Origin of the sequence: Brevibacillus reuszeri, from assembly GCF_001187725.1 — a bacterium.
Lineage (GTDB): Bacteria > Bacillota > Bacilli > Brevibacillales > Brevibacillaceae > Brevibacillus > Brevibacillus reuszeri.
Genome location: NZ_LGIQ01000009.1, coordinates 1,993,506 through 2,020,228, shown reverse-complemented (window position 1 = coordinate 2,020,228; position 26,723 = coordinate 1,993,506). Strand labels below are relative to the sequence as shown.

At 47.5% G+C, this 26,723-nt stretch carries 20 protein-coding genes; 1 reads left to right on the top strand and 19 read right to left on the bottom strand.

The window, feature by feature from the left end:
• Positions 1 to 11: 11 nt before the first annotated feature.
• From ADS79_RS23845 to speE, 14 genes are all read right to left on the bottom strand, one after another.
• A complete protein-coding gene (locus tag ADS79_RS23845; protein WP_049740834.1) occupies positions 12 to 1,154 on the bottom strand; it encodes an acyl-CoA dehydrogenase in 1,143 nt (380 codons plus the stop codon).
• A gap of 68 nt (positions 1,155 to 1,222) precedes the next feature.
• Positions 1,223 to 2,365, bottom strand: coding sequence for an acyl-CoA dehydrogenase (locus tag ADS79_RS23840; protein ID WP_049740833.1), 1,143 nt, complete (start codon positions 2,363 to 2,365; stop codon positions 1,223 to 1,225).
• Between the two features lie 32 nt (positions 2,366 to 2,397).
• Positions 2,398 to 3,249: a 3-hydroxybutyryl-CoA dehydrogenase gene (locus ADS79_RS23835; protein ID WP_049740832.1), complete on the bottom strand. Its 852-nt coding sequence runs from the start codon at positions 3,247 to 3,249 to the stop codon at positions 2,398 to 2,400.
• A gap of 13 nt (positions 3,250 to 3,262) precedes the next feature.
• A complete protein-coding gene (locus tag ADS79_RS23830; protein ID WP_049740831.1) occupies positions 3,263 to 4,441 on the bottom strand; it encodes an acetyl-CoA C-acetyltransferase in 1,179 nt (392 codons plus the stop codon).
• Positions 4,442 to 4,664: 223 nt separating this feature from the next.
• Entirely contained in the window at positions 4,665 to 5,735 is a 1,071-nt protein-coding gene (locus ADS79_RS23825) for a hypothetical protein (protein ID WP_049740830.1), read from the bottom strand.
• On the bottom strand, positions 5,732 to 6,271 hold the full coding sequence (locus ADS79_RS23820; protein ID WP_049741126.1) for a sigma-70 family RNA polymerase sigma factor: 540 nt from the start codon (positions 6,269 to 6,271) through the stop codon (positions 5,732 to 5,734). The genes ADS79_RS23825 and ADS79_RS23820 overlap by 4 nt, the downstream gene beginning before the upstream one ends.
• A gap of 112 nt (positions 6,272 to 6,383) precedes the next feature.
• Positions 6,384 to 8,462, bottom strand: coding sequence for a (Fe-S)-binding protein (locus ADS79_RS23815; RefSeq protein WP_049740829.1), 2,079 nt, complete (start codon positions 8,460 to 8,462; stop codon positions 6,384 to 6,386).
• A gap of 285 nt (positions 8,463 to 8,747) precedes the next feature.
• The gene (kamA, locus tag ADS79_RS23810; protein ID WP_049740828.1) at positions 8,748 to 10,106 is read right to left on the bottom strand and encodes a lysine 2,3-aminomutase; all 1,359 of its coding nucleotides are present in this window, start codon (positions 10,104 to 10,106) and stop codon (positions 8,748 to 8,750) included.
• Between the two features lie 170 nt (positions 10,107 to 10,276).
• Entirely contained in the window at positions 10,277 to 11,707 is a 1,431-nt protein-coding gene (locus ADS79_RS23805; protein ID WP_049740827.1) for a sigma-54 interaction domain-containing protein, read from the bottom strand.
• A gap of 89 nt (positions 11,708 to 11,796) precedes the next feature.
• Positions 11,797 to 12,189, bottom strand: a complete 393-nt coding sequence (locus ADS79_RS23800; protein ID WP_049740826.1) for a hypothetical protein — start codon at positions 12,187 to 12,189, stop codon at positions 11,797 to 11,799.
• A 78-nt stretch (positions 12,190 to 12,267) separates the two neighbouring features.
• The gene (locus tag ADS79_RS23795) at positions 12,268 to 12,681 is read right to left on the bottom strand and encodes a YwiB family protein (protein ID WP_049740825.1); all 414 of its coding nucleotides are present in this window, start codon (positions 12,679 to 12,681) and stop codon (positions 12,268 to 12,270) included.
• A gap of 66 nt (positions 12,682 to 12,747) precedes the next feature.
• Positions 12,748 to 13,995 carry an MFS transporter gene (locus ADS79_RS23790; RefSeq protein WP_049740824.1) on the bottom strand — a complete coding sequence of 416 codons (1,248 nt, stop codon included), beginning with the start codon at positions 13,993 to 13,995 and terminating at the stop codon, positions 12,748 to 12,750.
• Between the two features lie 319 nt (positions 13,996 to 14,314).
• Positions 14,315 to 15,184, bottom strand: coding sequence for an agmatinase (speB, locus tag ADS79_RS23785; protein WP_049740823.1), 870 nt, complete (start codon positions 15,182 to 15,184; stop codon positions 14,315 to 14,317).
• A gap of 20 nt (positions 15,185 to 15,204) precedes the next feature.
• Positions 15,205 to 16,038, bottom strand: a complete 834-nt coding sequence (speE, locus tag ADS79_RS23780) for a polyamine aminopropyltransferase (protein WP_049741125.1) — start codon at positions 16,036 to 16,038, stop codon at positions 15,205 to 15,207.
• A 305-nt stretch (positions 16,039 to 16,343) separates the two neighbouring features.
• Between speE and ADS79_RS23775 the strand changes: the two genes are divergently transcribed.
• Positions 16,344 to 18,395, top strand: coding sequence for a transglycosylase domain-containing protein (locus ADS79_RS23775; protein ID WP_049740822.1), 2,052 nt, complete (start codon positions 16,344 to 16,346; stop codon positions 18,393 to 18,395).
• A gap of 59 nt (positions 18,396 to 18,454) precedes the next feature.
• Here ADS79_RS23775 and ADS79_RS23770 read toward each other — a convergent pair whose 3' ends face one another.
• The 5 genes from ADS79_RS23770 to ADS79_RS23750 all read right to left on the bottom strand — a co-directional run bounded on the left by ADS79_RS23770 (position 18,455) and on the right by ADS79_RS23750 (position 26,625).
• Positions 18,455 to 18,709 (bottom strand): hypothetical protein, encoded by a 255-nt coding sequence (locus ADS79_RS23770; RefSeq protein WP_049740821.1) that lies wholly within the window; start codon positions 18,707 to 18,709, stop codon positions 18,455 to 18,457.
• A 268-nt stretch (positions 18,710 to 18,977) separates the two neighbouring features.
• On the bottom strand, positions 18,978 to 19,475 hold the full coding sequence (locus tag ADS79_RS23765) for a YwhD family protein (RefSeq protein ID WP_049740820.1): 498 nt from the start codon (positions 19,473 to 19,475) through the stop codon (positions 18,978 to 18,980).
• A gap of 82 nt (positions 19,476 to 19,557) precedes the next feature.
• Positions 19,558 to 19,884, bottom strand: coding sequence for a hypothetical protein (locus ADS79_RS23760; protein ID WP_049740819.1), 327 nt, complete (start codon positions 19,882 to 19,884; stop codon positions 19,558 to 19,560).
• Between the two features lie 20 nt (positions 19,885 to 19,904).
• A complete protein-coding gene (locus tag ADS79_RS23755) occupies positions 19,905 to 22,697 on the bottom strand; it encodes an alpha/beta fold hydrolase (protein WP_236700065.1) in 2,793 nt (930 codons plus the stop codon).
• Between the two features lie 67 nt (positions 22,698 to 22,764).
• Complete coding sequence (locus tag ADS79_RS23750; RefSeq protein WP_236700064.1) at positions 22,765 to 26,625, bottom strand: ABC transporter permease; 3,861 nt, start codon at positions 26,623 to 26,625, stop codon at positions 22,765 to 22,767.
• Positions 26,626 to 26,723 lie beyond the last annotated feature (98 nt).

Genomic DNA, 26,723 nt, shown 5'->3' with positions numbered 1-26,723 from the left:
TCGTGGCGCTTCTATTCTTTCAGCAAGTAATTGCTAATGACGACACGCTGAATTTCGTTGGTTCCTTCATAGATTTGCGTGATTTTCGCATCCCGCATGAAGCGCTCCACCGGATACTCGCGCGTGTAGCCGTAGCCACCGAATACTTGCACAGCCTCAGTTGTTACTTCCATCGCTGCATCTCCTGCAAATACCTTGGACATCGCAGATGCTTTTCCGTATGGCAAGCCTTGATCCTCCAGCCACGCTGCTTGGTACGTAAGCAGACGCGCTGCCTCGATTTTGGTCGCCATATCCGCCAGTTTAAACTGGATCGCCTGCAATGCAGCGATCGGTTTGCCAAACTGCTTGCGTTCTTTGGCGTAATCACGCGCATGCTCGAATGCACCTTGGGCAATTCCCAGTGCTTGTGCTGCGATTCCGTTACGTCCTCCATCCAAGGTCATCATTGCAATTTTGAAGCCTTGACCTTCTTCGCCCAGCATGTTTTCTACCGGCACGCGGACATTATCAAAATTCACCGCCAGTGTTGGCGAGGAACGAATCCCCAGTTTCTTTTCCTTTTTCCCCATCGTAAAGCCGTCCATGCCTTTTTCCACGATAAAGGCTGTGATGCCTTTGTGCTTCAGCTCAGGACTGGTAACAGCAAAAACGATGTAGATTTCGGCTTCTCCGGCGTTGGTAATGAAGATTTTGCTTCCGTTTAATACGTAGTGGTCGCCATCAAGTACCGCAGTCGTGCGCATTCCTGCCGAATCTGAACCAGAGCCTGGCTCCGTCAAACAGTAAGCACCCATTTTCTTTCCTTCTGCCAACGGACGCAGGAACTTTTGCTTTTGCTCCTCCGTACCAAACTTATAGAGTGGCCAGCTAGCCAATGAAACCTGTGCGGACAAAGTCACACCAATCGAGGCATCCACACGGGAGAGTTCTTCCACTGCAATGACGTAGCTCAAATAGTCAGCGCCTGCTCCACCATATTCCTCCGGCCATGGAATACCGGTCAGTCCAAGCTCTGCCATCTGTTCGAAAATAGAACGGTCAAAACGCTCTTCCTCATCACGTTCCGCAGCTGTCGGTGCCACTTGGGTCTCGGCAAAGTCGCGGATCATTTTTCGCATCATGTCATGTTCTTCAGTCAGTTGGAAATTCATTTCTATCACTCCCCCATGTGCTGTTCACAAGTCCGTATCAGGAAAAGCTCCCGCCGGATTATGTTTGATTAGTCAGCAAGCAAATGCTTGGCGATCACGATACGTTGAATCTCGTTGGTTCCTTCGTAAATCTGAGTAACCTTGGCATCACGGAACAACCTTTCAACCGGGTATTCCCTCGTGTAGCCGTAGCCGCCAAAAATTTGCACTGCTTCTGTCGCCAGTTCCATCGCGGTATCTGTCGCAAAGCGCTTGGCCATGGATGCTTCCATCCCGCAGGAGATTCCCTGGCTTCTGAGCCACGCAGCACGGTAGACCAACAGGCGAGCTACTTCCGCTTTTGTCGCCATATCCGCAAGCTTGAAGCCGATCGCCTGCTGTTTGCCAATTTCCTGACCAAACTGCTTGCGTTCTTTTGCGTAGTCTGTGGCGTACTGTACTGCAGCCTCGGCAATGCCCAATGCCTGTGCTGCAATCCCGATCCGTCCTGAGTCCAGATTTGCCATTGCGATGCAAAAGCCTTCTCCTTCATCACCGAGCAGATTGGCAGCGGGTACACGCGCATTGTCAAATACCAGCTCTGTTGTATAGGAGCCGTGCAGCCCCATCTTCTTTTCCTTTTTCCCAACGGTAAATCCTGGTGTATCCTTTTCCACAATAAAGGCAGAAATTCCTTTCGTTCCTTTGGTGGAATCGGTTACAGCAAAAGCGATGTACGTATCTGCCTCGCCGCCATTTGTGATAAACACCTTGTTTCCATTGAGGATGTATTCATCACCCTGGCGCACAGCTGTCGTCCGAATACTGCTTGCGTCCGAGCCTGCGTGCGGCTCCGTGAGAGCAAACGCTCCGAGATATTCACCACTTGCCAGCTTTGGTACGTATTTTTTCTTCTGCTCCTCAGTTCCAAAATAAAGAATCGGATTCGTTCCTACTGAAGTGTGCACCGACAAGATTACGCCTACGGTTGCACTTACCTTGGATATCTCATGAATCGCCAAAATGTAGGAGATAAAATCCGCACCTGCTCCGCCCCATTCCTCGGCAATCGGAATTCCCATCAGTCCCATTTCGCCCATCTTCTTCATAATGTGGCGCGGGAACTGATCCGTCTCCTCCATTACCGGGACGAAGGGCGCAATCTCCTTTTGAGCAAAATCGCGCACCATGCGTCGCATCATTTCATGTTCTTCATTCAATCGAAAATCCATGTCCGTCCTACCTTTCCATACGAAATTCTCTGTTAGTTGTACGTGTAGAAACCTCGACCGGATTTTTTACCGAGCCAGCCAGCTTTTACATACTTCCGCAGAAGTGGACATGGGCGGTACTTGGAGTCCCCAAATCCTTCGTGCAGAACTTCCATGATGTAGAGGCACGTATCCAGGCCAATGAAATCAGCGAGCTTAAGCGGTCCCATCGGATGATTCATCCCCAGCTTCATTACTTCGTCAATCGCCTCTGGAGTCGCAACCCCTTCGTACACGCAATAGATCGCTTCGTTGATCATCGGCATCAGCACACGATTCGAGACAAATCCAGGGAAGTCATTCACACTGACAGGCACCTTGTCCATCTGCTTGGATAAATCCTCTGTCAGCTGATATACCTCATCTGCTGTCTGCAAGCCGCGAATGATTTCGACCAGCTTCATCACAGGAACCGGGTTCATGAAGTGCATGCCGATTACTTTTTCAGGTCGCTTGGTCACTGCCGCGATTTCGGTAATAGGCAACGAGGAGGTGTTGCTCGCCAGAATGGTATGTGGTGGACATACCTCATCGAGCTTGGTAAAAATTTGTGTTTTGACAGCCATATTCTCTGTAACGGCTTCTACAACAAAATCGGCATTCTTGCCGTCAGCCAAATCCGTCGACAAAACAAGACGAGAGAGAATCGCTTGTTTTTCCTCTTCACTGAGCTTGCCTTTTTCCACACTACGCGAAAGATTGCCCGTAATCGTTGCCAATCCGCGCTCCACGAATTCCTGACGAACGTCGTTCAAGTAAACCTGAAAGCCAGCCTGTGCTGCTACTTGGGCGATTCCGCTGCCCATTTGTCCCGCTCCGATGACCATAATCGTTTGTACGCTCATGTAAAAAGGCCCCCTACTCCACTTTAATCAGGATGGCGTCACCCTGTGCCGCTCCGCTGCATATCGCTGCGATGCCAAGGCCCCCACCGCGTCTTTTCAGCTCATACGCGAGGTGCATGATGATGCGTGCTCCACTCGCTCCGATCGGGTGACCGAGCGCGATCGCTCCCCCGTTTACATTGACTTTTTCATCATCCCAACCGGCGATTTTCCCGCTTATTAGTGTCACAGCTGCAAACGCCTCGTTGACCTCCAACAAGTCAATATCTTCGATCGAGTATCCGGTCTTTTCCAAAAGCTTATTGATGGAGAGGCCCGGAGTTGTCGCAATATACGGTGCTTCTGCTCCTACCTGTGCATGTCCGAGGATGGTTGCCAAAGGCTTGATGCCCAGCTCTTCCGCCTTGGCGTCGGACATCAAGACCATCGCTGCGGCGCCGTCATTGATTCCGGGAGCATTGCCCGCTGTAATCGTTCCGTCCTTTTTATAAACCGGCGGCAGCTTGGCGAGTCCCTCCCGTGTCGTATCCGGGCGCGGTCCCTCGTCTTTCGTGACCTGCACGGGATCGCCTTTTCTCTGCGGGATCGATACTGCCACGATCTCTTCGTCAAACCTTCCGTTGGCAACTGCCTGTGCCGCGCGCTGCTGGCTGCGAAGTGCCCACTCATCCTGTGCCTCACGAGTAATTTCGTACTCTTCTGCCACATTGCTTCCATGAATGGCCATCGGCACCTGATCAAACGGACAGGTAAGCCCGTCGTACATCATCAAATCTCGAACCGTCGCGTCCCCCATCCGCATCCCGTAACGAGCGTCTGGCAGGGCATAAGGCGCATTGCTCATGCTTTCCATACCGCCTGCGACGATAATTTCGCCATCTCCTGCTCGAATAATCTGATCTCCCATCGTTACTGCACGCATCCCGGATGCACATACCTTGTTGATCGTCTCGCTCGCTACATCCCAGGGCACTCCCGCTTTTCTGGCGGCCTGACGGGACGGAACCTGACCCGCTCCAGCCTGTACGACCATCCCCATGATGACCTCGTCCACCTGGGCTCCCGCGATACCGGAGCGCTCCAGAGCTTCCTTGATCACCACGGCACCCAAATCTACAGCAGACAAAGCTTTCAATGAACCTCCAAACTTACCGAACGGGGTACGTGCTGCCCCCACTATCACTGTTTTCATCGAATAATCCTCCATTCTGCTGCAGAATAGCTCATTTAGAAAACCTGGCTACGCCGTGCTTTTTGGCGATGCTGCGGTTGCACTCATCTGTACAACGAAAATCAAAATGATCGAGCGTTCGCTCATTTTTGTATATCTTTATTTTGCCGTCTTCCATCGGATTAGTCAATGAATTACGAAAAAAAGAACAGCCTGACTTTTCTCGATTGTCAGGCTGCTTGTGCTATTGCAACGGCATCCAGCTTACTTTCCAGATGCGCTGCTTGTTATGGATCATGCGATATCCTAATTTTTTACGGTCATCTTTGAACTTGATCCAGACGATACCTTCCGTTTTATCAGTCCACTGGTACTCCATACTATCCGCCTGCTCCCGGAGCATTTTCACATGTCTCATGGTGTTTTCGGCCCCGATCGGATCTTTTTTCACATCGCTTAAAAATTGTTCCAGAGTCGGCTTCTCGTATTCCTCATCCTGGATATGCAAGGCGTATTGCATCTCGAGGTCTCCGTCTTGCTGCGCTCTTATATACATTTTCAAGATTTGTTCTATCGTCATATCACGTAAAATCTCGTCTTTTTTCTTATCCATGTAGCTGAAATAGAGCTGTTCCTCTTCGGGAGTCAGGTCCAGTATCGATGGGGGTGATTGCGATTCTAAGACCCTACTTTCTGAGACGGTTCCGTTGCTATTCATTTTGTATAAATAAATCTCTTTGCCCTGCGGATAGATCAAGGAATACCAATGAAGCTTCTTATCCTTCCAGGCAATGTTGACGGAAATAGCGGTGTCTCTATTTAGCAATCTTTCCTCGTCAATCATAATCATCGCTTTCGGTGATGACACATATCCTACTTTGCTGAGAAGAGAGTACTCCCAATACTCATCTGCTCCATCATCTCCGCTTCCACCGTTTTCACTTGCCACATGGTCAGGTGTCGAGAGCTGCTCTTTTACTTGCTCCTGCGACAGATCAATGTGCAGCAAGCTTTTCAGCTCCTGTACTTTTTGCATGATCAATGGATCGGATGGAAGAACGGCAGGAGGGACAGTTGTCGCATGACCACCACCGACTGTTTCATTTTGTTTGAAAAAAGGAGCAGCCCCGCCGAAGAGCATGACAATGGCAACCGCTGCACATACCGTGTAGGCGAGATATGGTCGTTTCCTGTTGTGACTGGTATTCATTTTCTGGCGAATTTGCTGCTCCAGCTTCGTCGTATCGTGCAGGTCACGCAGCAGCGTTTGGTTCGCGGTTTCTTTAAATTCCTCCAGCATTTTCTCCAGCTTCACCATGCTCCCTCCTTCTCCAGCCGTTCCTTCAGTTTTTGACGTGCGCGATGCAGCTTGGTGTATACCGCACCTGTTGAAATGCCCAGAATGTCTGCTACTTCTTCAACGGACAGCTCCTCGTAGTAGTGAAGGACAATCAGCTGCCGATAGCTACTCGAGAGTTCCATCACGTGGCGAGCAAAACGAATACGATGCTCGGACAAAATTACAGCCGAGGCGGTGTCCTCTACGATCCCTGCATCCACATCCGGTTTATAAAACAATTTTCGGAAAGACCATGAACGTAGATGCTTCTTTGCTTCATTCACAGCAATTCGGTAGATCCAGGTTTGCATCGAGCTCTCCTCACGAAAGCTGCCCAGGTTTTTGTATGCTTTCAGGAACACTTCCTGTGTAATATCTTCTGCGCTGCTCCGGTCTTTGACGATCAGATAGACGAGCCGCAAAACCTTTTTCAAATAAGCCTGCATCACTTCTTCAAACAGCGCTTCCTTCGTTTTATCCAACTGATGATGTGCCAGTTCCAGCCCCCTCACTCCCCTCCATTCCTTTTGATCCAGCAGCACCGCATTTCTTTCACTTTTTCGCAAAGAAAAGAAAAATCCCTACCTTCGTGAAAACGGTAGGGATCGAACCTATCATACACGCTTAAATCGCGTCAGCCAAAATTTCTGCCACGTCACGTGTTTTTACGTGATCTTCCTGCTCTTTGGTTTTGATTCCATCGTTCATCATCGTCAAGCAGTATGGGCAAGCACTCGCGATCGCTGTCGGGTTGACCTCCAGAGCCTGCTCAGTACGCGTCACGTTGACACGGGAGCCCTCATGCTCCTCCATCCACATCAAGCCGCCACCAGCACCACAGCACATGCTGTCACAGCCGCTGCGCTTCATTTCCACGACCTCTACGCCAGGAATGGCTTCCAGAATTACGCGTGGCTTGTCGTAAATTTCGTTGTAGCGTCCGAGGTAGCAAGAATCGTGGTACGTAATGCGCTCGTTTACTTCCTTGTTCGGCTTGAGACGACCTTCTTTGACCCACTGCGCCAACAGCTCGGAATGGTGATAGACCTCAGCCGTGAGACCGAATTCTGGATATTCGTTTTTGAACGTATTGTACGCATGCGGGTCACACGTCACGATCTTTTTAACCTCATAGCCTTCGAACAAGGCGATGTTTTCTTGCGCCAACTGCTGGAACAAAAATTCGTTTCCAATGCGTCTTGCTGTATCGCCGGAGTTCTTTTCCTCATTGCCGAGAATCGCAAACTTGACGCCCGCTTCATGCATCAGTTTGACGAAGGCTTGGGAAATTTTTTGGCTGCGCAGGTCAAAAGAGCCCATGGAACCGACCCAGAACAAATACTCGAATTCTTCTGCTTGCTTGACCGTAGGTACTTCATATTGCCCGTTCAGACCTTCAATCCATTTCGTACGGTCTTTACGGTTGATTCCCCATGGATTGCCCTGGCGCTCGATATTGTTCAAGGCACGTTGTGCTTCTTGTGGCATGCTGCCTTCTGTCATGACCAGATAACGGCGCATGTCGATAATTTTGTCTACGTGCTCATTCATGACCGGGCATTGGTCTTCACAGTTGCGACAGGTCGTACAAGCCCACAACTCCTGCTCTGTGATGACATCGCCGATCAGATTTTTATCATAAACCGATGCAGTTGCACCCTCGGCAGTCGCTGCCACCTCAGAGGATTGAAACGCGATCTGGTTTGCTGTTGTTTGTGCAAAGGCAAAGCTCGGCATCCACGGCGTACGCGAGGTAACCGCAGCTCCTTTTTCTGTCAGATGATCACGCATTTTCGTGATCAGATCCATCGGAGAAAGCATCTTCCCTGTACCGGAGGCCGGGCACATATTCGTGCAGCGACCGCACTCTACACAAGCGTACAGGTCAATCAGCTGTGTTTGCGTAAAGTCCTCGATCTTTCCGACCCCAAACACCTCTTGCGTCTCATCCTCAAAATTAATGCTGGAGAGCTTGCCAGGCGGGTCCAGCTTTTTAAACCAGACATTGACTGGGGCAAACAGCAAGTGCGCGTGCTTGGACTGCGGTACATATACAGCGAAGCCCAACAAAATAATCAGGTGCAGCCACCAGAAAACGTAAAAGAGTACAGCAGCGGCTGTCGTGCCTACGCCCAGTGCACTGAAAAGCATCGCAAAAAGAGACGAAATCGGAGCAAAGCCAGAAGCTTCATGCCCGAGCCAGATTTGCTCAAAAGCGAGAGAGAGAAGAACCGTCGCCATCAGGGAGGAGATGAGTAAAAGGACAATACCCGATTTGAAGCCTCGCTTCAGACGCCCCAGCTTTTCAATATAACGGCGGTAAAAGGCATAACCAACTGCGGCCAGGATTAAAAAGGTTGTGATTTCCTGCATGACACTGAAGTATTTGTGAGCGCTACCAAAAGGAAGCTCAAAGCCGTTGGAAAGACCTTTGATGACTAGCTCAATTGCACCAAACTGCAAAAGGATAAAGCCGTAAAACATAACGACGTGCATGACGCCACTCTTTTTGTCTTTTAACAGCTTTTTGTGGAAAATGACGTTGTCCAGCATCAAGTTGATACGTGCGCCAAAGTCATCCTTCACATCTGGCTTTTTTCCCAGCTTGATGAACAAATACCGGCTGTACACAACATGTCCTGCCAAATACAGCCCGTAAGCCAATACCAGGAAAAAAGCAATGAGATTAATAAGTGCCAGCATTTTTTCTCCCCCTCATTGCGAGTTGTCTTTAGTAGCTATCTTATCAGAATCAAGGATGAAAATGAATGACTATTCAGTCTGTAAAACTTATTTATTTGAAAAATGAAACAAAACTGAACGATCGCTCACTTTTATCACAACTTGATCTTATCACACAAAATCCAGATCAACCATCCTCAATAAAGAGTTAGGAAAATTCAGACTATCTAGTCCTACTTCGGTCATGACTTTTTCATGGTGCACAAAAAAAACAGCCACCACATACATGGCAGCTGTCCCTTTGTATTATTTTCCAGATGCTTCTTTTGAAGCGGTATCTGTCTCTTCCTTTTTCGTTTTTTGCTCGATACGAACGTCTGCCAAGGATTTGACCTTGGTTGCCTTGATCCGTTTGTTACGCGGCAGATCGGTCGGCTCCAGATTGTCTATTTCGTCCTGCATGAGTGCCGCGATACCAACTGCCTTACCTTTTGCAGCAATGCAGAATTCGCAGTTTTCTTCATCATGCTCATGGTAATGCTTCGGCTCTGGATACGAGGTGATCACACCCTCGAAGTTGCGCAGAACCACTTTATCCGACGCTTGGGAAATGATGTAGTTCGGGCTGACCGGAATTTTTCCGCCGCCGTGCGGAGCATCGACAACGAAGGTCGGTACTGCATAGCCAGAGGTATGGCCGCGCAGGTGTTCAATGATTTCGATCCCTTTGCTGACTGGAGCGCGGAAGTGGCCGATCCCTTCAGACAGGTCGCATTGATAGATGTAGTATGGACGCACGCGAATTTTCACCAAATCCTGCACGAGCTTTTTCATCGTATTGGCGCAATCGTTGATACCAGCCAAAATAACAGCCTGGTTTCCGAGCGGCACACCAGCGTTTGCCAGCATTTCGCAAGCTTGCTTCGCTTCTGGCGTGATTTCTTTTGGGTGGTTAAAGTGTGTATTGAGCCACACTGGATGATACTTTTTCAAAATGTTGCACAGGTTTTCGGTAATGCGCTGCGGGAATACAACCGGTGCACGTGTACCGATACGGATGATTTCTACATGCGGGATGTCACGCAGGCTGCTGATGATATATTCCAGGATGCGGTCGTTGATGAGCAAACCGTCGCCACCAGAGAGCAGGACATCGCGTACTTCTGGTCTGCTGCGGATGTAATCGATACAAGCATCGAGCTGTTTCTTTGGCACACCCATACCGATCTGACCGGAGAAGCGGCGGCGTGTACAGTAACGGCAATACATGGAGCATTGGTTTGTTACCAGGAACAGAACACGGTCTGGATAGCGATGAGTCAGTCCAGGTACGGGTGAGTCCGTATCCTCATGCAACGGGTCTTCCATGTCGTATTTTGTCCGAACCATCTCGGAGGACAGAGGTACAGATTGCATGCGAACCGGATCAGTTGGATCGTCTGGGTCCATCAGGTTGGCGTAATAAGGCGTAATATTCAAAGGAATCGTTTGCGTGGAAATGCGCACGCCCTCTTCCTCTTCTGGAGTCAGATTAATTACCTTTTTCAAGTCATCAACCGTTTTAATAGTGTGGGTCAATTGCCACATCCAGTCATTCCATTGTTCGTCTGTTACATCCTTCCAAAGATCAACCGAGCGCCAGTCACGTTTTGTTGCTACCGTCATCTGCGTCACATCTCCTCTCATCAGTAGTGAAGCTCATGCGTTTCACTCGCCAAGAAAGAGATGCAAGGGTCGTGCCAACTAAATCAAAAGATTTAGAAAATAAGGAATAGAGCGTTTTGTAAGCGCATCTTCCTTTTGGTCATTGTCTTGTTCTGCCGAATTTTCGGCATTCAACAGGGTGGAATCATCCGCTGTGACAGCTTGTATTGCAAGGTCTGTCTTGGGATCCCGAGCAGCTTTGCGGCACGGAGCACATTGCCATCGGTCGTTTTCATCGCGTCTCCAATCATTCGCTCCTCAAGCTCTCGCATGATGTCTGGCAGAGTACGCCCATCCCCAGCCTGCAGCAAGGCTGCTAAATCCATCATCGGCTCCGCTCCAGCTATCCCTGACAAATTGCGTTCCAGTACATGTGGCGGTAAATGCTCCATCTCGATCGTCTGTTCCTCGACCATATTCATCGCCGCTTCCACGACATGCTCCAGCTCGCGGACGTTACCCGGCCAGTCATATACTGCAAATAAGCGTGCTACCTTCGTGCTGACCTGCTGTACGTTCATCCCGAATTGCTGGTTAAATTTATCCAGGAAATGCCCTACCAAAAGATCAATGTCTTCTCTGCGCTCGCGCAAAGGTGGCAATTCAAACGAAACGACATTGATCCGGTAATACAGGTCTGCCCGCATCAGCCCTCGCTGAACAAGGGATTGCGGCGCTTCATTGACAGCAGCGATCACACGCACATCCACCCTCGTCGATTGACCACCGCCGATTCTCCTGATTTGTCCGTCCTGCAAAACACGCAGTAGCTTCGCCTGTAAATCGAGTGGCATGCTGTTTAATTCATCTAAAAATAAGGTTCCTCCATCCGCCAATTCAAACAAACCGGGACGATCATCTGCTCCCGTAAAGCTCCCTTTTGTTGTACCAAAAAGCAAGCTTTCCAACAGAGAGGCAGGGAGAGCAGCACAGTTTTGCGCGATAAACGGCATCGTGCTGCGGGACGAAGCCTGGTGAATCGATTGAACGAACAGCTCCTTTCCCGTCCCTGTCTCGCCGTATAGGAGAACAGGTGAGGTCGTACGTGCTGCACGGCGTGCGCGTTCTTTCAGATGCTTCATTTTTTCACTACTCGTTAAAATATCCTCAAAATGAAACGTGACTTCATCCACTGCACGCTTTGTTCGTTTGGGTTTGCTGATCTTCGCCTGCAAATCTACCAATCGCTCGGACAATGCTTTTAGCTTGCCGATATCCTTTGCTACCTCGACAGCGCCAACAAGCCTTTTTCCAACGCGCACCGGCAGTGTTGTATTGATCGTTTCTACACGCATGCCCTTCCAGTTTTTGTATACCTGTGTCTGGTTGTAAATGGATTCTCCGCTATCAATCACTCGAAGCAAGGTGCTCGATTCACGATCTAATGAGGGAAAAACCTCCAGAAGAGGCTTTCCCAATACTTCATCTGACGTCAATCCGTCCAGCTTGGCTGCAACATGATTATAAAAAATGGTAATCCCTTCAGCGTCGACCACATGAATCCCTTCATCAATGGCCCCCAGAATGGCCTGTAACATTTCAACCGTATCAGACAACGGCATCCTGGCATTCACTCCTCTCATCCATGCTGCCAAAAAACCATCACTATGCCGAATATTCGGCAAAATCTTCTTCATTCTTTTAGTCTGTGCTATCTATTTCGCCCGACCTGTATCGCAAGCATAATCGTATACAACAAATGTCCCAACACCCAAATCAAAAAGGCAAGCCATGTCATGGGGGTATTGCTCAGCAGACTGAAAGGCAAAAAAGCTACGGCAAAACCAAGCATCCAGATTCCAAGATATTTGAATGAACCTGCCCCCCGCTCCCGCGGATAAAAGTGCATCAGAAAAAAGGCAATGATGACACTAATCAGGAGATGAATCAACAGCTCTACAATAGATGGCAGATTTTCCATACCAGGTACATAGCTGAGGTCTATAAGCACAGGAAACGTTTGTGTATCAAACAATCCGTCACCCAGTGCGAGAAACGCTGCCAATCCCAGACCCGCGATAAGTCCGTTTACGAGTATAAACATCTGACAAAATCCCCCTTCCACATCCAGCCGCGAGTACTCCTATTGTACGTGTAAAAAACCGCCCTTGCCAAGGGCGGCTTATTTTCCTAGCTCTATTCGCAGTTCATGCTCACCACTGTACTGCTCGTTCATCCATAGCTGGTACGCGATTTCTATCAACACAGGCAGCTCATTCTCATACTGAACGCGCAGCTTGTTCGTATGCGTCTCCATGGCAAAAGGACCATAGGGACTTTGATAGGTGGATTGCGTACTTACCCCATTTTCAAACTGCTGTCTGGTAGAAACGCCACCTTGGCGAATCAATGTTAATGCTTTATCCGACAACTTTAAGGTTGTACTGACCTCACCTGCACCTTCCATGTGCTCCTTGTAGGTGACGTACCAGGACGTTGCCTTTTGTACACATTTTCCCTCGTAGTGATGGGTGGACGCGTCCCAGTTGCCCTCTACAAGGTGTTTGGCTGTCAGTTTGATTTGCACATCTTGCATATCTGTCTCCACACTCCACTTTCTGTACTACCGCTAGCAGCTATATATCCGTCCATTGTACGATCATCACTCTCCGCTTGCAACCGCAGCCTGTGCCTGTGCTTCTGCATCCGCAAGCAAATATTTCATCGTTGCAGCTACACCCCATGCAGCGAGCAGCAGCAAGCCTGCCAAGACAAGATAGCCCATTCCCGCACCGGTGTAATCGATCATGACGGTAAACAGTCCGATCAATATCAAGCGCATCATCATACCAATCGAGTTGAAAAAGCTCATGACTCGTCCCATAAACTGCTTGGGCACAACTTTCATATAAAGCGATTGGCGAATCAGTCTGACCGACGAATTACACCAGCCGTAGACCATGTACGCCGTAATCAATGCCCAGCCATATGGCAAGGCAACCATTGCGATAATGACGATAGCAAACAGCAGCGTATTGCCAATCATTGCTGACAATTGTCCCATTCTTCGCACGACGAGAGAGATAAGGATACCTGCGCTGACAGCTCCCAGCGCATATGCCATTTCCCCTAGTGAAAAGGTCGATACATCTGCCTTGAGCGTCTGACTGACATACACTGGCTTCAGCAAATTACTGGCCATGACCGCGATAAACGGCATCAAAGCCGAAATTCCAAAGATGAGGAAGCCTTTCTTTTCCTGAATGTACCGCCAGCTTTGTACGAGCTGTCCGATCCAGGATACACCTTGATTCAGCTTTGCTTCCCGCTCCAGCGTAAACGTATATTTCATCGTCGACAATAGACAGAAGGCAAACAGGTACGTGAACGCATTAAACAAAATGACCACATGAAGTCCGTAATTGCTGAGCAAAATCCCGGAAACGCCCCCTGCCAGTACCGTGGCAGTCTGCCCCTCAATTTCCAGCAGGCTGTTGATGTCATTGTAATGCTTTGGCGCAAAGGTCTCCTGCACCAGTGCCGATTGAGCCGGGTAATGAATCTGGTACATAAATGTCGTGACGAGATAAATTACGATGAGCATCCACTCCGCGTAATCTCCGAAAAATCCCCAGATGGCGAGTAAACACAACACAGTAAATCCGATCATGTTTTCAATGAGCAGCATTTTTTTACGGGAGAAGCGATCAATCAGAGTCCCGAGATAAGGTCCAATAAAAAACATTAATACCGCTGAAGTAAACATAGTGGAGCCAAGCAGCTGTGCAGATCCTGTTGTTTCGACGAGATACCAGGCAATACCGATCATCGTCATCCCTTGACCAAAACCCGAAAAAAGATTCGAGAAGAACAGCTTTCGAAATTGGACGTGGGCAAAAACCTCTCTCATATTCAAACAACTCCCCCGGTAACCTGAAAAGCATTTGGAAACATTTTCTTAGATAAGATTTTAACTCCTTTTATATACTTTGTAAACAAAAATGTTTGTTAAATTATTTGAAGTTAGGGAACCAGACTAATCGTCCTGACCAATAGCGACAGGAATGTATAAGAAAACCCCTATCGAGGCTTCCTCGAGGAGGAGCGACCGCGTTCAGCAGTAGCTTATCATGCGCTCCAGAATTCATAAGCGCCTCGCTTATAAATTCTTACACGTAAAAAAACCCCCGGTTTCCATACAAAAACCGGAGGCTTTATTCACATCATCATTATTTTACAAAGCTAAGGAGCAGCTCGCGCACGATTTTGGATGCCACAATCTGTGTCATCTCGCTGTGATCGTAAACTGGCGCTACTTCCACTAGGTCACAACCAATCACGTTTGCACCATTGTTGGACATGAAATGAATGGTATCGAGCAGCTCACGAGACGTAATGCCACCCGCTTCTGTTGTACCTGTACCTGGCGCATGTGCAGGGTCTAGTACGTCGATGTCGATGCTCAAGTAAATCGGGCGATTGCCGATGGTAGGCAACACCTGCTTCACTGGCTCCAGTACATCGTATTTGTACAAGTGCATGTTTTCTTTTGCCCACTCGAACTCTTCTCTCATTCCGCTGCGAATCCCGAACGAGTAAACATTCTTTCCACCAATCAGGTTGCACACCTTTTTAATTGGCGTGGAGTGGGAATATTGGTATCCCTCATAGTTGTCACGCAGGTCAGTATGCGCGTCAAAGTGGAATACCACCATATCCTTGTATTTTTCATAAACCGCTTGGAATACAGGCCAGGAAACGAGATGCTCTCCACCTAGTCCAAGAGGAAACTTGCCGTCTTCGAGAACTTTTGCCACGAATGTACGGATCGCATCCAGGCTACCTTCCACATTTCCAAAAGGAAGTGGAATATCGCCAGCATCAAAATACCTGATGTCTTCCAACAGCCTGTCCAAATACGGGCTGTACTCTTCCAGTCCGATGGATACTTCACGGATACGAGTTGGGCCAAAACGGGACCCTGGACGAAAACTCACTGTCCAGTCCATTGGCATGCCATAAATGACAGCTTGACTCTCTTCGTAGTTCCCGTGACTACGGATGAAGACATTACCGGAATATGCTTCGTCAAAACGCATGTTCACTCGTCCTCCTCCAACTAGTCGCGAGTCAGCTCAGCCACAAAGTTTGGCAACTTGAATGCTGCGTGGTGAACTTCCGCGTTGTAGTATTTGGTGTTCAAATCTTTGATTTTAGATGCATCTACTTCCAATGGATCGTGCTGTTTGGAAGCGATGGTGAAGCTCCACAGTCCGGATGGATACGTAGGAATGCTGCAAGTGTACAGACGAGTAACCGGGAAAATGGATTTCAAGTCTTTGAATACGCGCTTGATCAGCTCACGGTTGAACCATGGAGATTCAGTTTGCGCTACCATGATTCCGTCTGGTTTCAGGGCGTCATGAATGCCTTGGTAGAAGCCTTTTTCAAACAGACCTACTGCTGGTCCTACTGGCTCTGTAGAGTCAACCATGATTACATCGTATTCGCCTTTGTGATCATGGATATGTTTAATACCATCAATCACCTGTACATCGACACGCGGATTGCCAGTCAATGCACTTGCAATTTCAGGGAAGTATTTTTTGCAAGATTCAATTACGCCACCGTCGATTTCAGCCAGAACTGCTTTTTCCACGGATGCATGCTTCACGATTTCACGGATTGCACCGCCATCGCCGCCACCTACTACGAGAACCTTTTTCGGATTCGGGTGAGTATTAAGGGCAATGTGAGAAATCATCTCGTGGTAAACAAACTCGTCGACATCAGTGGTCATAACCATGCCATCGAGTACTAACATGCGACCAAACTGCTTGGTAGTAATGACATCGATTTGCTGAAACTCGGATTTTTCACTGTATAGGGTATCCGTAATTTTCGTTGTAATGCCGTGATTTTCCGTTTGTTTTTCGGTGTACCACAATTCCATATTCATGGTTATGTAACCTCCTTCAAGTAACCGCATGAAAATACCATATAACAAGAAAATTATAGATGCTGTCTAACAAAAAGCAAGGTTTTTTTGTCCAGACTTTAATTTAACCAATCTCTATTCCCGATCCGTGCAAATACTACTCCGATAAAAGCCATGGTGTACCTGGTTTTTTGATACAATCATCTTCTTTGCAGCGAGGCAAGTTTATCCAGCCTGCAAGTGACCCATACTAAAACTATCCTGCGATTTAGTATGTCCTGATTTATGGATTCAATCGGAAGAAAGGAGGGGTAGGCACAATGGAAGTCATTCGAGAGGCTCCGTTGCTGCGTTATCTGCGCTGGGCCAAGAAATTCGTAAAATTTTTCATACTCAGCCTATTATGCTTGTCATTTGCTATTTTGCTGTTAATTTTGTACCTGCGCTCACAGCCACTTCCAGAAACCTTTGTCAAACAAACAACGACCATCTACGCCTCCAATGGCGAGGTTCTGGATACTATGCACCGTGGTGAAAATCGCATTTTAGTCCCGATACAAGAGATTTCCCCTGCACTTATCGATGCCACAATTGCCATCGAGGACAGGTCGTTTCGCGAGCATTACGGTTTTGACTGGAAGCGTCTGGCTATGGCTGCTTACATCGATGTAATTAACATGGACATGCGTCAGGGAGCCAGTACGATTACGCAGCAGCTGGCACGTAACCTTTACTTGACCCTGGACAAAACATGGGACCGGAAAATCAAGGAAGCGCTCCTGTCCATTCAACTGGAGCTCAATTACAGTAAAAATGAAATTCTTGAAATGTATATGAATCAGATTTATTACGGTCACTCCGCGTATGGTGCACAGGCAGCAGCGCAAACGTATTTCGGCAAAAATGCAAAAGATTTGTCCCTTGCCGAAAGTACGATGTTAGCAGGCATTCCAAAGGGACCGACCTACTATTCGCCCTTTAATGACTTTGAGCGGGCAAAATCTCGGCAAAAGCTCATTCTCGACTCGATGGAACGAGACGGAATGATCTCCTCTAAACAGGCAGATCAGGCATTTGCTGAACCCATCAAGCTCAAGGAGAGAACGAATGAAAATTTGGCAGAGCAAGCGCCTTATTTCCGTGATTACATAGCCAGCCTCGTGAAAAATAAATACGGCATCGACGAAGAACTGTTTATTCACGGGGGGCTAAAAATTCATACGACGCTAGATCCCGTCATGCAAAAGAAGGCAGAGGAGATTGTTGCATCCGTATTGCCTAAGGATTCACCCAATTTGCAAGCCGCATTGATCGCTATGGACCCGGATACGGGCTACATCAAAGCCATGGTTGGCGGACGAGATTACAAAACAAGCCAGTACAACCGCGTACTGGGCAAAAGACAACCCGGCTCTTCCTTCAAGCCGATTATGTATTTGTCTGCCTTGCAAAATGGCTATACCCCGCTCACGCTGATGAAAAGTGAACCGACTGTGTTTACGTACGATCAGAACAAGCAATACATTCCCAGCAATTTTGGTGGAAGATATGCCCATGCCATGATCAACATGCGGGAAGCAATCAAAACCTCGGACAACATTTACGCTGTCAAAACGATTGATTTCTTGGGTCCACAAAAGGTTGTGGACGAAGCGAAAAGTCTCGGGATCACGAGCAATTTGCAGGCTGTTCCCTCGCTTGCATTGGGTACGTCACCCGTTTCTCCCTTGGAGCTGAATGCTGCCTATGCCGCGATCGTCAACAAAGGGGAGGCTGTGAAGCCAATTGCCATTACTTCCATTGAGGACAATCAAGGCAATATTCTGGTGGAGGAAAAGCCGGAGAAAACGCGAGTGGCCGATCCGGTCGCCTCTGCCCTGCTGGTAAATATGATGCAAAGCGTATTTGAACGAGGTGGCACCGGTTTTCGCGTTGCGAATGAAATTAACCGTCCTGTCGCGGGAAAAACAGGGTCCACAGATTATGACGCCTGGCTTAGCGGCTTTACTCCACAGCTTGTTTCCACGGTATGGGTTGGCTACGACAAAAACCAAAAAGTGGACGACGTAAAAGAAGGCTATTTATCCAAGAAAATCTGGGCACAATTCATGGAGGCAGCATTAAAGGGGCAACCTCCTGCACTCTTTGACATGCCAGCAGGAATTGTCTCTGTCTACATTGATGCCCAGTCAGGCAAGCTTGCTACCGAGCATTGTCCAACACCTCAATTGTTCTACTTTGCGAGTGGAACAGAGCCGCAGGAATACTGCACCGATCATTTGCCAGAAAATGAAGCCCCGACTCCATTAAAGCCGCCCGATTCTTCTACCTTCTGGCAGCGAATGGGCAGCTGGTGGAAGCCGTCGGATTAGAAGAAAGGGACGTGTGCATGTGACACGTCCCTTTTCTCGTGATGAGGCAAGTGTGTTTTTTATTGAAACGATTGCGTTTCTCCACCGCCAACGATGCCATCGCCATCGGCAAAAACATGGTCGTTGACAATCGTAATCAACCCTGCCTTGTCCAATTGCTCCAACACTTCAAACAAGCTTTCCCTTTTTCCGGCAGGAAGCTTGCGAATGAAGTTGTTTATTTCTACTGGTGCTACGTGCGAGCGGAAATGGACGCCGCCGTACTTGGCATAATGATCGTTATCGACTTCCTGTGCACGGGGATCTTCGTTCAATGGGTACCGCCCCTTCCGTCAAAAACAGTTTGGTTATAGCCCCATTAGTTTTTACGCACAACGCAGAAAGCATGACCTGAAAAAATAGCCTGAGTAACCGTTTACATTTTAGAGCTCGTTGAACGCAAACAGGGAAAGAGTGACGGCTCTTTCCCTGTTTGTTGACCCAGTGTACATGTACACAGATATGAAATCAAGTTTACCTGACTTCAATACTGGTAACAATTGATTTCACCATTTGTTCACATACCGTTCACGATTTCCAAGTTTAGGACAAAATTTGCTTTAATTCCTCACTTGAATTCTCATACATGGTTGCATTGTTTTCGATCAGCAGCTTTTTTAATGCAGCCTTTTCTTTGTCGCCCAGATCAGACAGCATAATGCGACGTTTCATGGAGTAATCCATACGATTCACATGGTCAGCCAAGATTTTGTAGCCTCGACGCGCTTCGCGATCAACCTCCATGTAGCATGCTGTTGCCCCAGCGTAATAAGGTCCTGCTTCATTCCGGTCAACCGTCACCCAAACGAGCCAATAAGGCTTTCCGTTCGGTACTTCTTCTTTATTGGTCGTCCATTTGATGCCTTTTTCTACTGAACTTTTTGCATGCAAAGCACCCATGTCAATATAAGCCTCATCACCGTCAATAATGACCGAGGAAACAGCATTCAGATCCAATACACCTTGACCAAAGCCGCCATGTACATCGGTCTTACCACTCATGATCGTAAAACCGCCTTTTTTATTATCAAAAATATCCATGTTATACACCCTCCAGACAAAAATTCTCCTTTCTATATTCTACTCGCAATCCTACAACGACGCAATTTACCTATGTGCCCAGTTATTGTTCCGTGGGCTCTTGGTCACTTTTTTTCCGATAGCGATTCCAAATTTTATCGAAAATCCATAAGAGAAAGGTTAGAAGCAAAGCCGAGTGGATTGCCATTAGTGCTTTCACCAGTAGTAAAGCACCAAGCATCGTATTCGATGGAACAACAATCATGTAGTACAGGAAGCTGATTGCAAAGGTAGCCCCCAGAATCATCCAAAAACGAAATCCGAAAATCGCCCGTAAATAGCCACCCACCAATAACCCGATGATCGGTCCACCAAGCTCGATAGAATATACAAACGGTCCCAAAAACAGCCAGACAAACAGATTATCCATGATTCATTTTCCTCTCTTGGTTACGCCGCTTCCTCATTGCTTACCTCTGTCAGACCAGCCTCGTCCAAGATATAGCGTCTACCGGTTTCTTGATAGGCTTTAGAATCGTCGGACGAAAAACGGTCGATGAAATAGCGCGGAGTTGGCTTGTCCACTTGTGGTGCAGGCGATGCAAACTCAATCTCTTCGTCATCCAGAACACGAATGACTGCGATACGGTTGTGATACTCGATAGACAAATCCTCCGATATTTCCCTTTCCTCTGGATCAAGCGTCATCGTCCGCCCTGATTTTGTAAAAGTAATTCTCGGAAAATCCCTATCCTCCTGAGAAATTACATAATAGAGATAGTTCGCTTTCCTCGTAGCAGCATTTCGGAGGCCAGGCTGCACCTTTTCCTCTCCCTTTAACAGCTGTGTGACTTGCTCGATCACTTCAGGGATGGTCGGGAGCTTGGCATGCTCTCCAGCTACGTAGTAACGTTTTTTGATGTCCTTTTGCGCATAATTGGCGCTAATATACGGTACCGTTCCGTCTCCCAAGCCCGTGTCGTAATAAGGGGCCCATTCATTGTGATAGGCATCGAACCAATAGCCTAAAAAGGTCGGTTGACCTGTTCCAATGATGGAATACTGTGGAACGTTGATCGTTTTGTTCTCCCATTTCTCATGCAGCAGCCCGCCTTGCTTTACAAGAGGCGCATAGGCAAGTTGAACTTTTTTATCCTGCAAAAATTCGTCATAGGTGTACAGATCATTTCGATTCTTTTTCAGAAAGCTAACCGTTTCAAAATACTTTTTGGAGGGCAACAGCTCATAAACAGCTGGCGCGTACTCGGAGATGATCCTGCCTGTATCCTCAGCCATCCATGGGATCGAGAAATTATAACCAAAGCGGATTGCCTGATACGCTCTCGGAGAACCTAGAAACGGAGTCCCCATGTAAACAATTCGATTGACCTTGGACTGATAGGAGACATTGGACAATAACGTCTCTCTGACCAGTAATCCCCCCATGCTGTGAACAACCAAATGAACCTGACGTGCTCCAGACCTTTGCAAAGCCAGATCGATTTTTTCTTTTAAATAGGTGGAGTTCTTTGTACTGCTATACCGCCAATCATACGGCATGGCAAATATCGTTCTGTGCTTTCGGTATCCCGTCTTTTCCAACTTTTTCACCATACTGTAGTACTGTTCGGTCATATTTCGTACTGGATCAAGGGGTGAGTATGACAAATATTCAATAGCACTAAACCCTTCATCGGCCCGTTCTGGATAAATAGTGACTCCTTGTTCTCTCGGCCCTACATCAACACTGTTTGGCCGAATTGGTTCAAGGGACAGCAATCGGCGATGCTTCGGATCATTGATGCCGACAAGACTATCTCCCAGTCCCAGCCAAATTTCTGTAGTTTTTCCTCCCTCTTCTGCTTCCAGACGCGAGCCCCCAATTCCCGGAATCAGAATGACCGGAATGGTCTTGGCTACAGCAGTGAGCTTGTACGAATTCGGAGTAAAACCAGAGCGCTTGCTCGCCATCACCTTAATCAAGTACGTACCTGGATTTGTATTGAAAATGATCTGCTCGTTTGCGTTTTTTGGCTTTTCCGACTTGGCTAATTCCTTCCCGGATTCATCCAGCAAGTACAAATCGATATCCATCCCCTCAGGCATGTCCTTCAGGTCGATAAAAAGCGTCGAAGCCAAGCTGAATGAAAAGCGATAGAAATCAACATCTGTCCGACTATGAAGATTGCCAATCAATGATGCGCTGTAATCTGAAGGCAATTCATACGCGGTTTGAATCGTGTTGTTTGGTTCATATTCGTCTACCTTGCCATTTTCTTGATCAGCCAGTACATCCGCACGTATGACATAGTAAAAGTCTTTGTGATACGAATTTCCGTTGCCGCTTACCTTCACGTAGTACCACTTGTTCTTTTCGATCGCAATACCTTCTACACTCTCATCACTGTTCCCGGATTTTTCCGACTTGCCCATTTCTTCTTGCTCTGCGTTGTATACATACAGATTGTAATCCTGTCCGTGTGGAATCTCCCGTAGCGAAACATTCATCATGCCGTCTTTGGTTGCCTTGATCTTCCACATATCTACATCGCCACTCTTGGCGATCCTGCCTCGGCCATCCTTCCCGTCAAACAGCCAATCTGCTTTTCCAAACGTATCGTTGGGCTCCAACTCAAAGATGACAGCTCTGCTCCGTAAAGCAGCTTCATTGGACTTATCCTCTACCGTGAACTCATCGTAAAAGTCATCTGCCCATTCCTGTATAGAGCCCTGCTGTTCGTTGCCCTCTGTCCCATCACCATTTTCATCAGTGTCTCGGTTCAGCTCTTCATCTGCATTCTCGTTTGCAATCAGCTCTATAGCTTCTTCCTTTTTGGCGGCTTTTTTATCCCAGGATTCTTCCCTGATTGTCAATCCCTTGTCACTTACGTTCACTGTTTCGGGTACAGTCAACTGCCAATCGCCAATTGGCTTCTCCTGGGAGGACAGTCGTAACTGTACGCTCAATGGACCCGTGCTGGATGGATTGATAGCTACCGATAATCGTGATTCCTCTCGAAGCGTCAGGGATTTTTTCTCATCATCCTGGATCACTGTAAGCAGGATTTTGGGCTGGGTGCTGGCAAGCGCAGCTTGTATCCGCAGCTCTCCATTCTCCACCCAAGCCCACACCTCTTCGACTATCGAATGACTCTTTTCGGCCCATCCTAACGGGGCCGAATTTCCCCAGCATAGAACGAGCATAAGTACAAGAAATAACGCTCGCTTGACTGTGTTTCTCACAAAAAAACCCCCTCTTCCTCTTACTCTCTTCACAGTAGGAAAAGACAGATAGGGGGTGCAAACATATTTACTGGGTCGTATGATTACGTATTCCCTGGCGCTCCCATGCATTTGCAATGATTCGGAAAGGTAAATGATAATCGCTTAGCTCATGACCTTTTCCAGCATTTTTATTGAGATAGGGAAAGCCTTTGTTCACATCGAAGCGAAAATGCACCTGGTAGTAGACCGCATAGCTTGCATCCTTTTTAAAGCCGTGCTGCTTGTCACCCATCAGCGGGATATCTACCCCCTGCTCTCTAGTTCCCAGCTTGGAGGCTGAGTAGGTAGGTCCCTTCCAAAGCTGCGGAGAAATCGCTCGCAAGGACAGCAAGGATTGCAGCGAGGTCTGTCTCAGGCCCGTTTCCGATATCCACGCTTGTGAAGCCGTAATGACCGGATATTGATTGCTGACAGGATGGCGATGACGCGGCTGTAATTCAATCTGCGCCAAAATTCGCTCTCCGGCGTAAAAGTCGTTGGACTGGCTGTTTGGATACCGGTCCCTGGAGTGGTACTCCTTCCATTCCTCCGTGTGATGAATCGAGCCAGTCGCGTTCGGCTCAAATACTTCGAATGGCCGCTCTCCCCCTTTTACCGTGATCGTATAGCGACCTGTCATCGTTTTCGAAATTTGATTCGGCTTGCACGTCTTATTCTCTTCCTCATCGGTTGTACACATCTCATAGGACAAATCGAAGCGAATACTGTAGTTCATCGTGATAACAAATCCGTTAATCTCTGCTTTATATTTTTCAGATTGCAAGACTTGCCGCCAGGTCGTTTGGGTCGGCACAATCGTTCCAGTGTACAAGTAGTCACCGCCCGTAGAAGTACTGCTCACCTGCCACTGCTGCGGAGTGCCAGGTCCACTCACACGTAAATCAAGGGATGCCGGAGAGTACACAGCCATGCTTTTTGCATCTGCAATCCAGCCTGGGGTCGCTGTGACCGATACATTTTCGATGTTTTCTCCACTCGCGGATTGCTCCAGCAATGCTTTGTAGTCTGTAATGCTCTTATTGATCTCCTGTTGTACTCTTTGAAAGCCCTCATTGATTTTGGTCTGGTCAATCACAACACGAATTCGGGCAGGCTCTCTTTCCCATACCCCATCTACATTGACCTGCAGTTTTTGCAGCTGCCGATTATCAGCATCGTAGATTTCCAGTCCGATTTCTCCGCCATCCATATCACCACCAGGGCCTTCTGGATCAGGCGGATCGGGAGGCTTCGGCTCCGGTAGCTCAGGATCTCCGCCACCAACAACCTTTACTGGCCAAAGAGCACGATTATCAGACCAAATCGTTTCGTTATCCGGGAGGTTCTTGGACGGATTAATATTCGCAATGAAATTCTCGGATTTTTGCGGATACTGAGTCGGAACCGTAATCTTGCGAATTTCCCCAGGCTTAAACTCGTTGACATCCAGTACCGTTTCTTTTGCTGAGCTTTCCCAGCGTACCGCAAGTTTTGTATTGTGGCTCAGTTTACCTTCATTTTTTACATCAAACGTAATCGTAGCTTCTATTCCCGCCTCTTGTGGACTATTCGGTGTAATCGTAAAGCTACTTTTTATGATGAGGAGATTCTCCCCTTCAAGCGGAGAGCTTCCAATTTTGACAAAGAAAAATCCAGAGCATCCTTCTTTGTCATAAACTTCTACCATGTACAGACCTTCGAGTAACCGTTTATTTGTATCTGTCGGGAAGTAAATATGATGTTTATTTTGAGCGTTCCTACTAGCACCAAGGTCTTGGCCGTTTCGTTTCCACTTCCATTTTTTATCGTCTGGATCGAACCAATTCACGAGATAGTGCGTGTCTCCTGATGTGAACACACTAAACCTGTAGTTGCCTTCATAGTCAGCATCTGAAAGCTCTATGGTTTCGCCTCGCTTGATTTCTTTCGACCACTTTTGGTCGGAAACCGAGACTTCTGATGAAACGAGGATGTTGTAGCATTTGCGATCTGACTTCACAGTAAAAGCGATTCGCTCAAGGCAGCCCTTGTCAGATTCAAACTCTAGCAAGACTTCACCAAAAGACTCTGCCAAGTCGGCTGGGATTATGAGATCAAATTGTTCGTTTGCTGCTAATTTGCCTGTTAACGCGGTCCTCTTATCACCTTCGAGCAAATACCATGTGCCGGGTGCATTGGCCGAAAAGCGCATGTTTGTATCATAGCTATCTGCGTTTATCATGGTGAACCACTTGAAGTACACGTCGTAGTACAATGTCGATGGCTTGCCCCCAGGCTGCTGATAAACTTCGTCACCAGCAGGTGAAAATGGATTCGGCGGATTGCCGTATACCTGAGCTTTGAGTGCATTCTGATCCGAGATTTCGCAGGCAACATTTCTGACTTTAATCGTAATTTCCCAATTACACTCTGGACGTTTATCCCAATCGGTTTGAGAATAATTCAGCTTGATTTTATACGTCTTTCCTCTTTCAAATACCACATCGTCTGGACTTCGACCATTCCCCCATGGAAGATTGAGCTTTTCTGAGTTGTAGGGGCGCCATCTGTCTCTGTCATCGTACTGGCCTGGCAACGTAACCACACTACCATTTGGTCTAGTGACATCCCACATAACAAGAGCAGGTCCACTTGTACCGTCTTTGTCCGTATACTTCGCATGGAAGTATAGCTTGTCTGTCGCAAAAATTTCGATCGTATCTCCATTGCGAACGGTGGCGTTAGAAAGCGTGATGATCGGACATTTGTCTTCGCCGCCTTTGTTAATAACAGTAAAGGTTTTTTCCCAACACTCAGTTCCATCGTCTGAGGTATAGACCACTTTGTATGATCCAGAAGACCCGACACTTTTTACCCCTGTTTTTCGATCGCCTTTATACGTAGGCATTTCTACGCCATCCATTTTGAACGTTCCCTGCTTTTTTGCAAAAATGCTAATGGTAGCATTCTTTTCGACCGCGATGCTGCTTCCGCTTGAAACAGCCGTGTAGTCTTTTACATCCTTGTCACCATCTACGTTTATGTCCATTTTGGTTTTGGAGCTGTCAATTGTGCATGATGGACCGGGATCAGGATTTTCTGGATCAGGAGGAGGTGCATCGCCAACTTTAAAGGGTACCTTATAAGGTACCCCTGTTCCGCCCAGTGAAGAGGCGTTCTGGCTATTTCGATCGTGTAGATCGGTTATTAGGAGGCGTGCTTCGTAGTTTCCGGGCTTGGTCGAAATGTACTGTTGCCCGGATACTTCGATGTGATAAGGATTGCCGGGCCCTCCTTTGGAGTAATCACCATTCGTAATGGCAGAGTGTTTCTTGATTTCACTGGAAAAGCTATGCTCTGTTACTTGTGTATCAACATTGTAAATATAATAATTAAGGACCTTAATTCCTCTGTTAAAGAAACTAAAGTCCTCCGCCCACATATTTACTTGTACGGTGTCTCCAACCTTGTATTGGGATTTACTACCGATTCCGATCCCCCCTTTTGGTTGGGGGGATGTTTCGAAGTTGACGACGCCTTTGTACCGCTGATTCGGATACTCACTTGATGTGTAGGGTATGGTTGTGTACGGTAACCCACTGCCTCCGGACATTTCGGCGATTTGGGAGAGGAGGTAGCCTGTGTAAATATCTTCTCCATTGTCATGTTGAACATAAAATTCATTCAACCCGTTAGAGTAAGAAATGAACGAAGGATTACCATTAAAAATAGATGCCCAAGCTCGCGCTTCATTGAGATCTACTACTGGATATCCGTTGTCCGAAGTTGTGGAGTTTTTTGTATAATTTAATACCTGACCAGAACCCGTTTTTGTCCCTTGCACTTTAACATCAGCTATAGAGACATTCATTTGTTCGTACTTATCGATTTCTGCTAGCCCATTAATTTTGTACTTACCGCTGTCCATAACTTTTTTATCCTTATCTAAAAAACCTGGTGCAACATCATAAAGCTCTGGACTATTTACAGCAGCTTTAACTGTATTTTTTAATAATAAAAATTCAT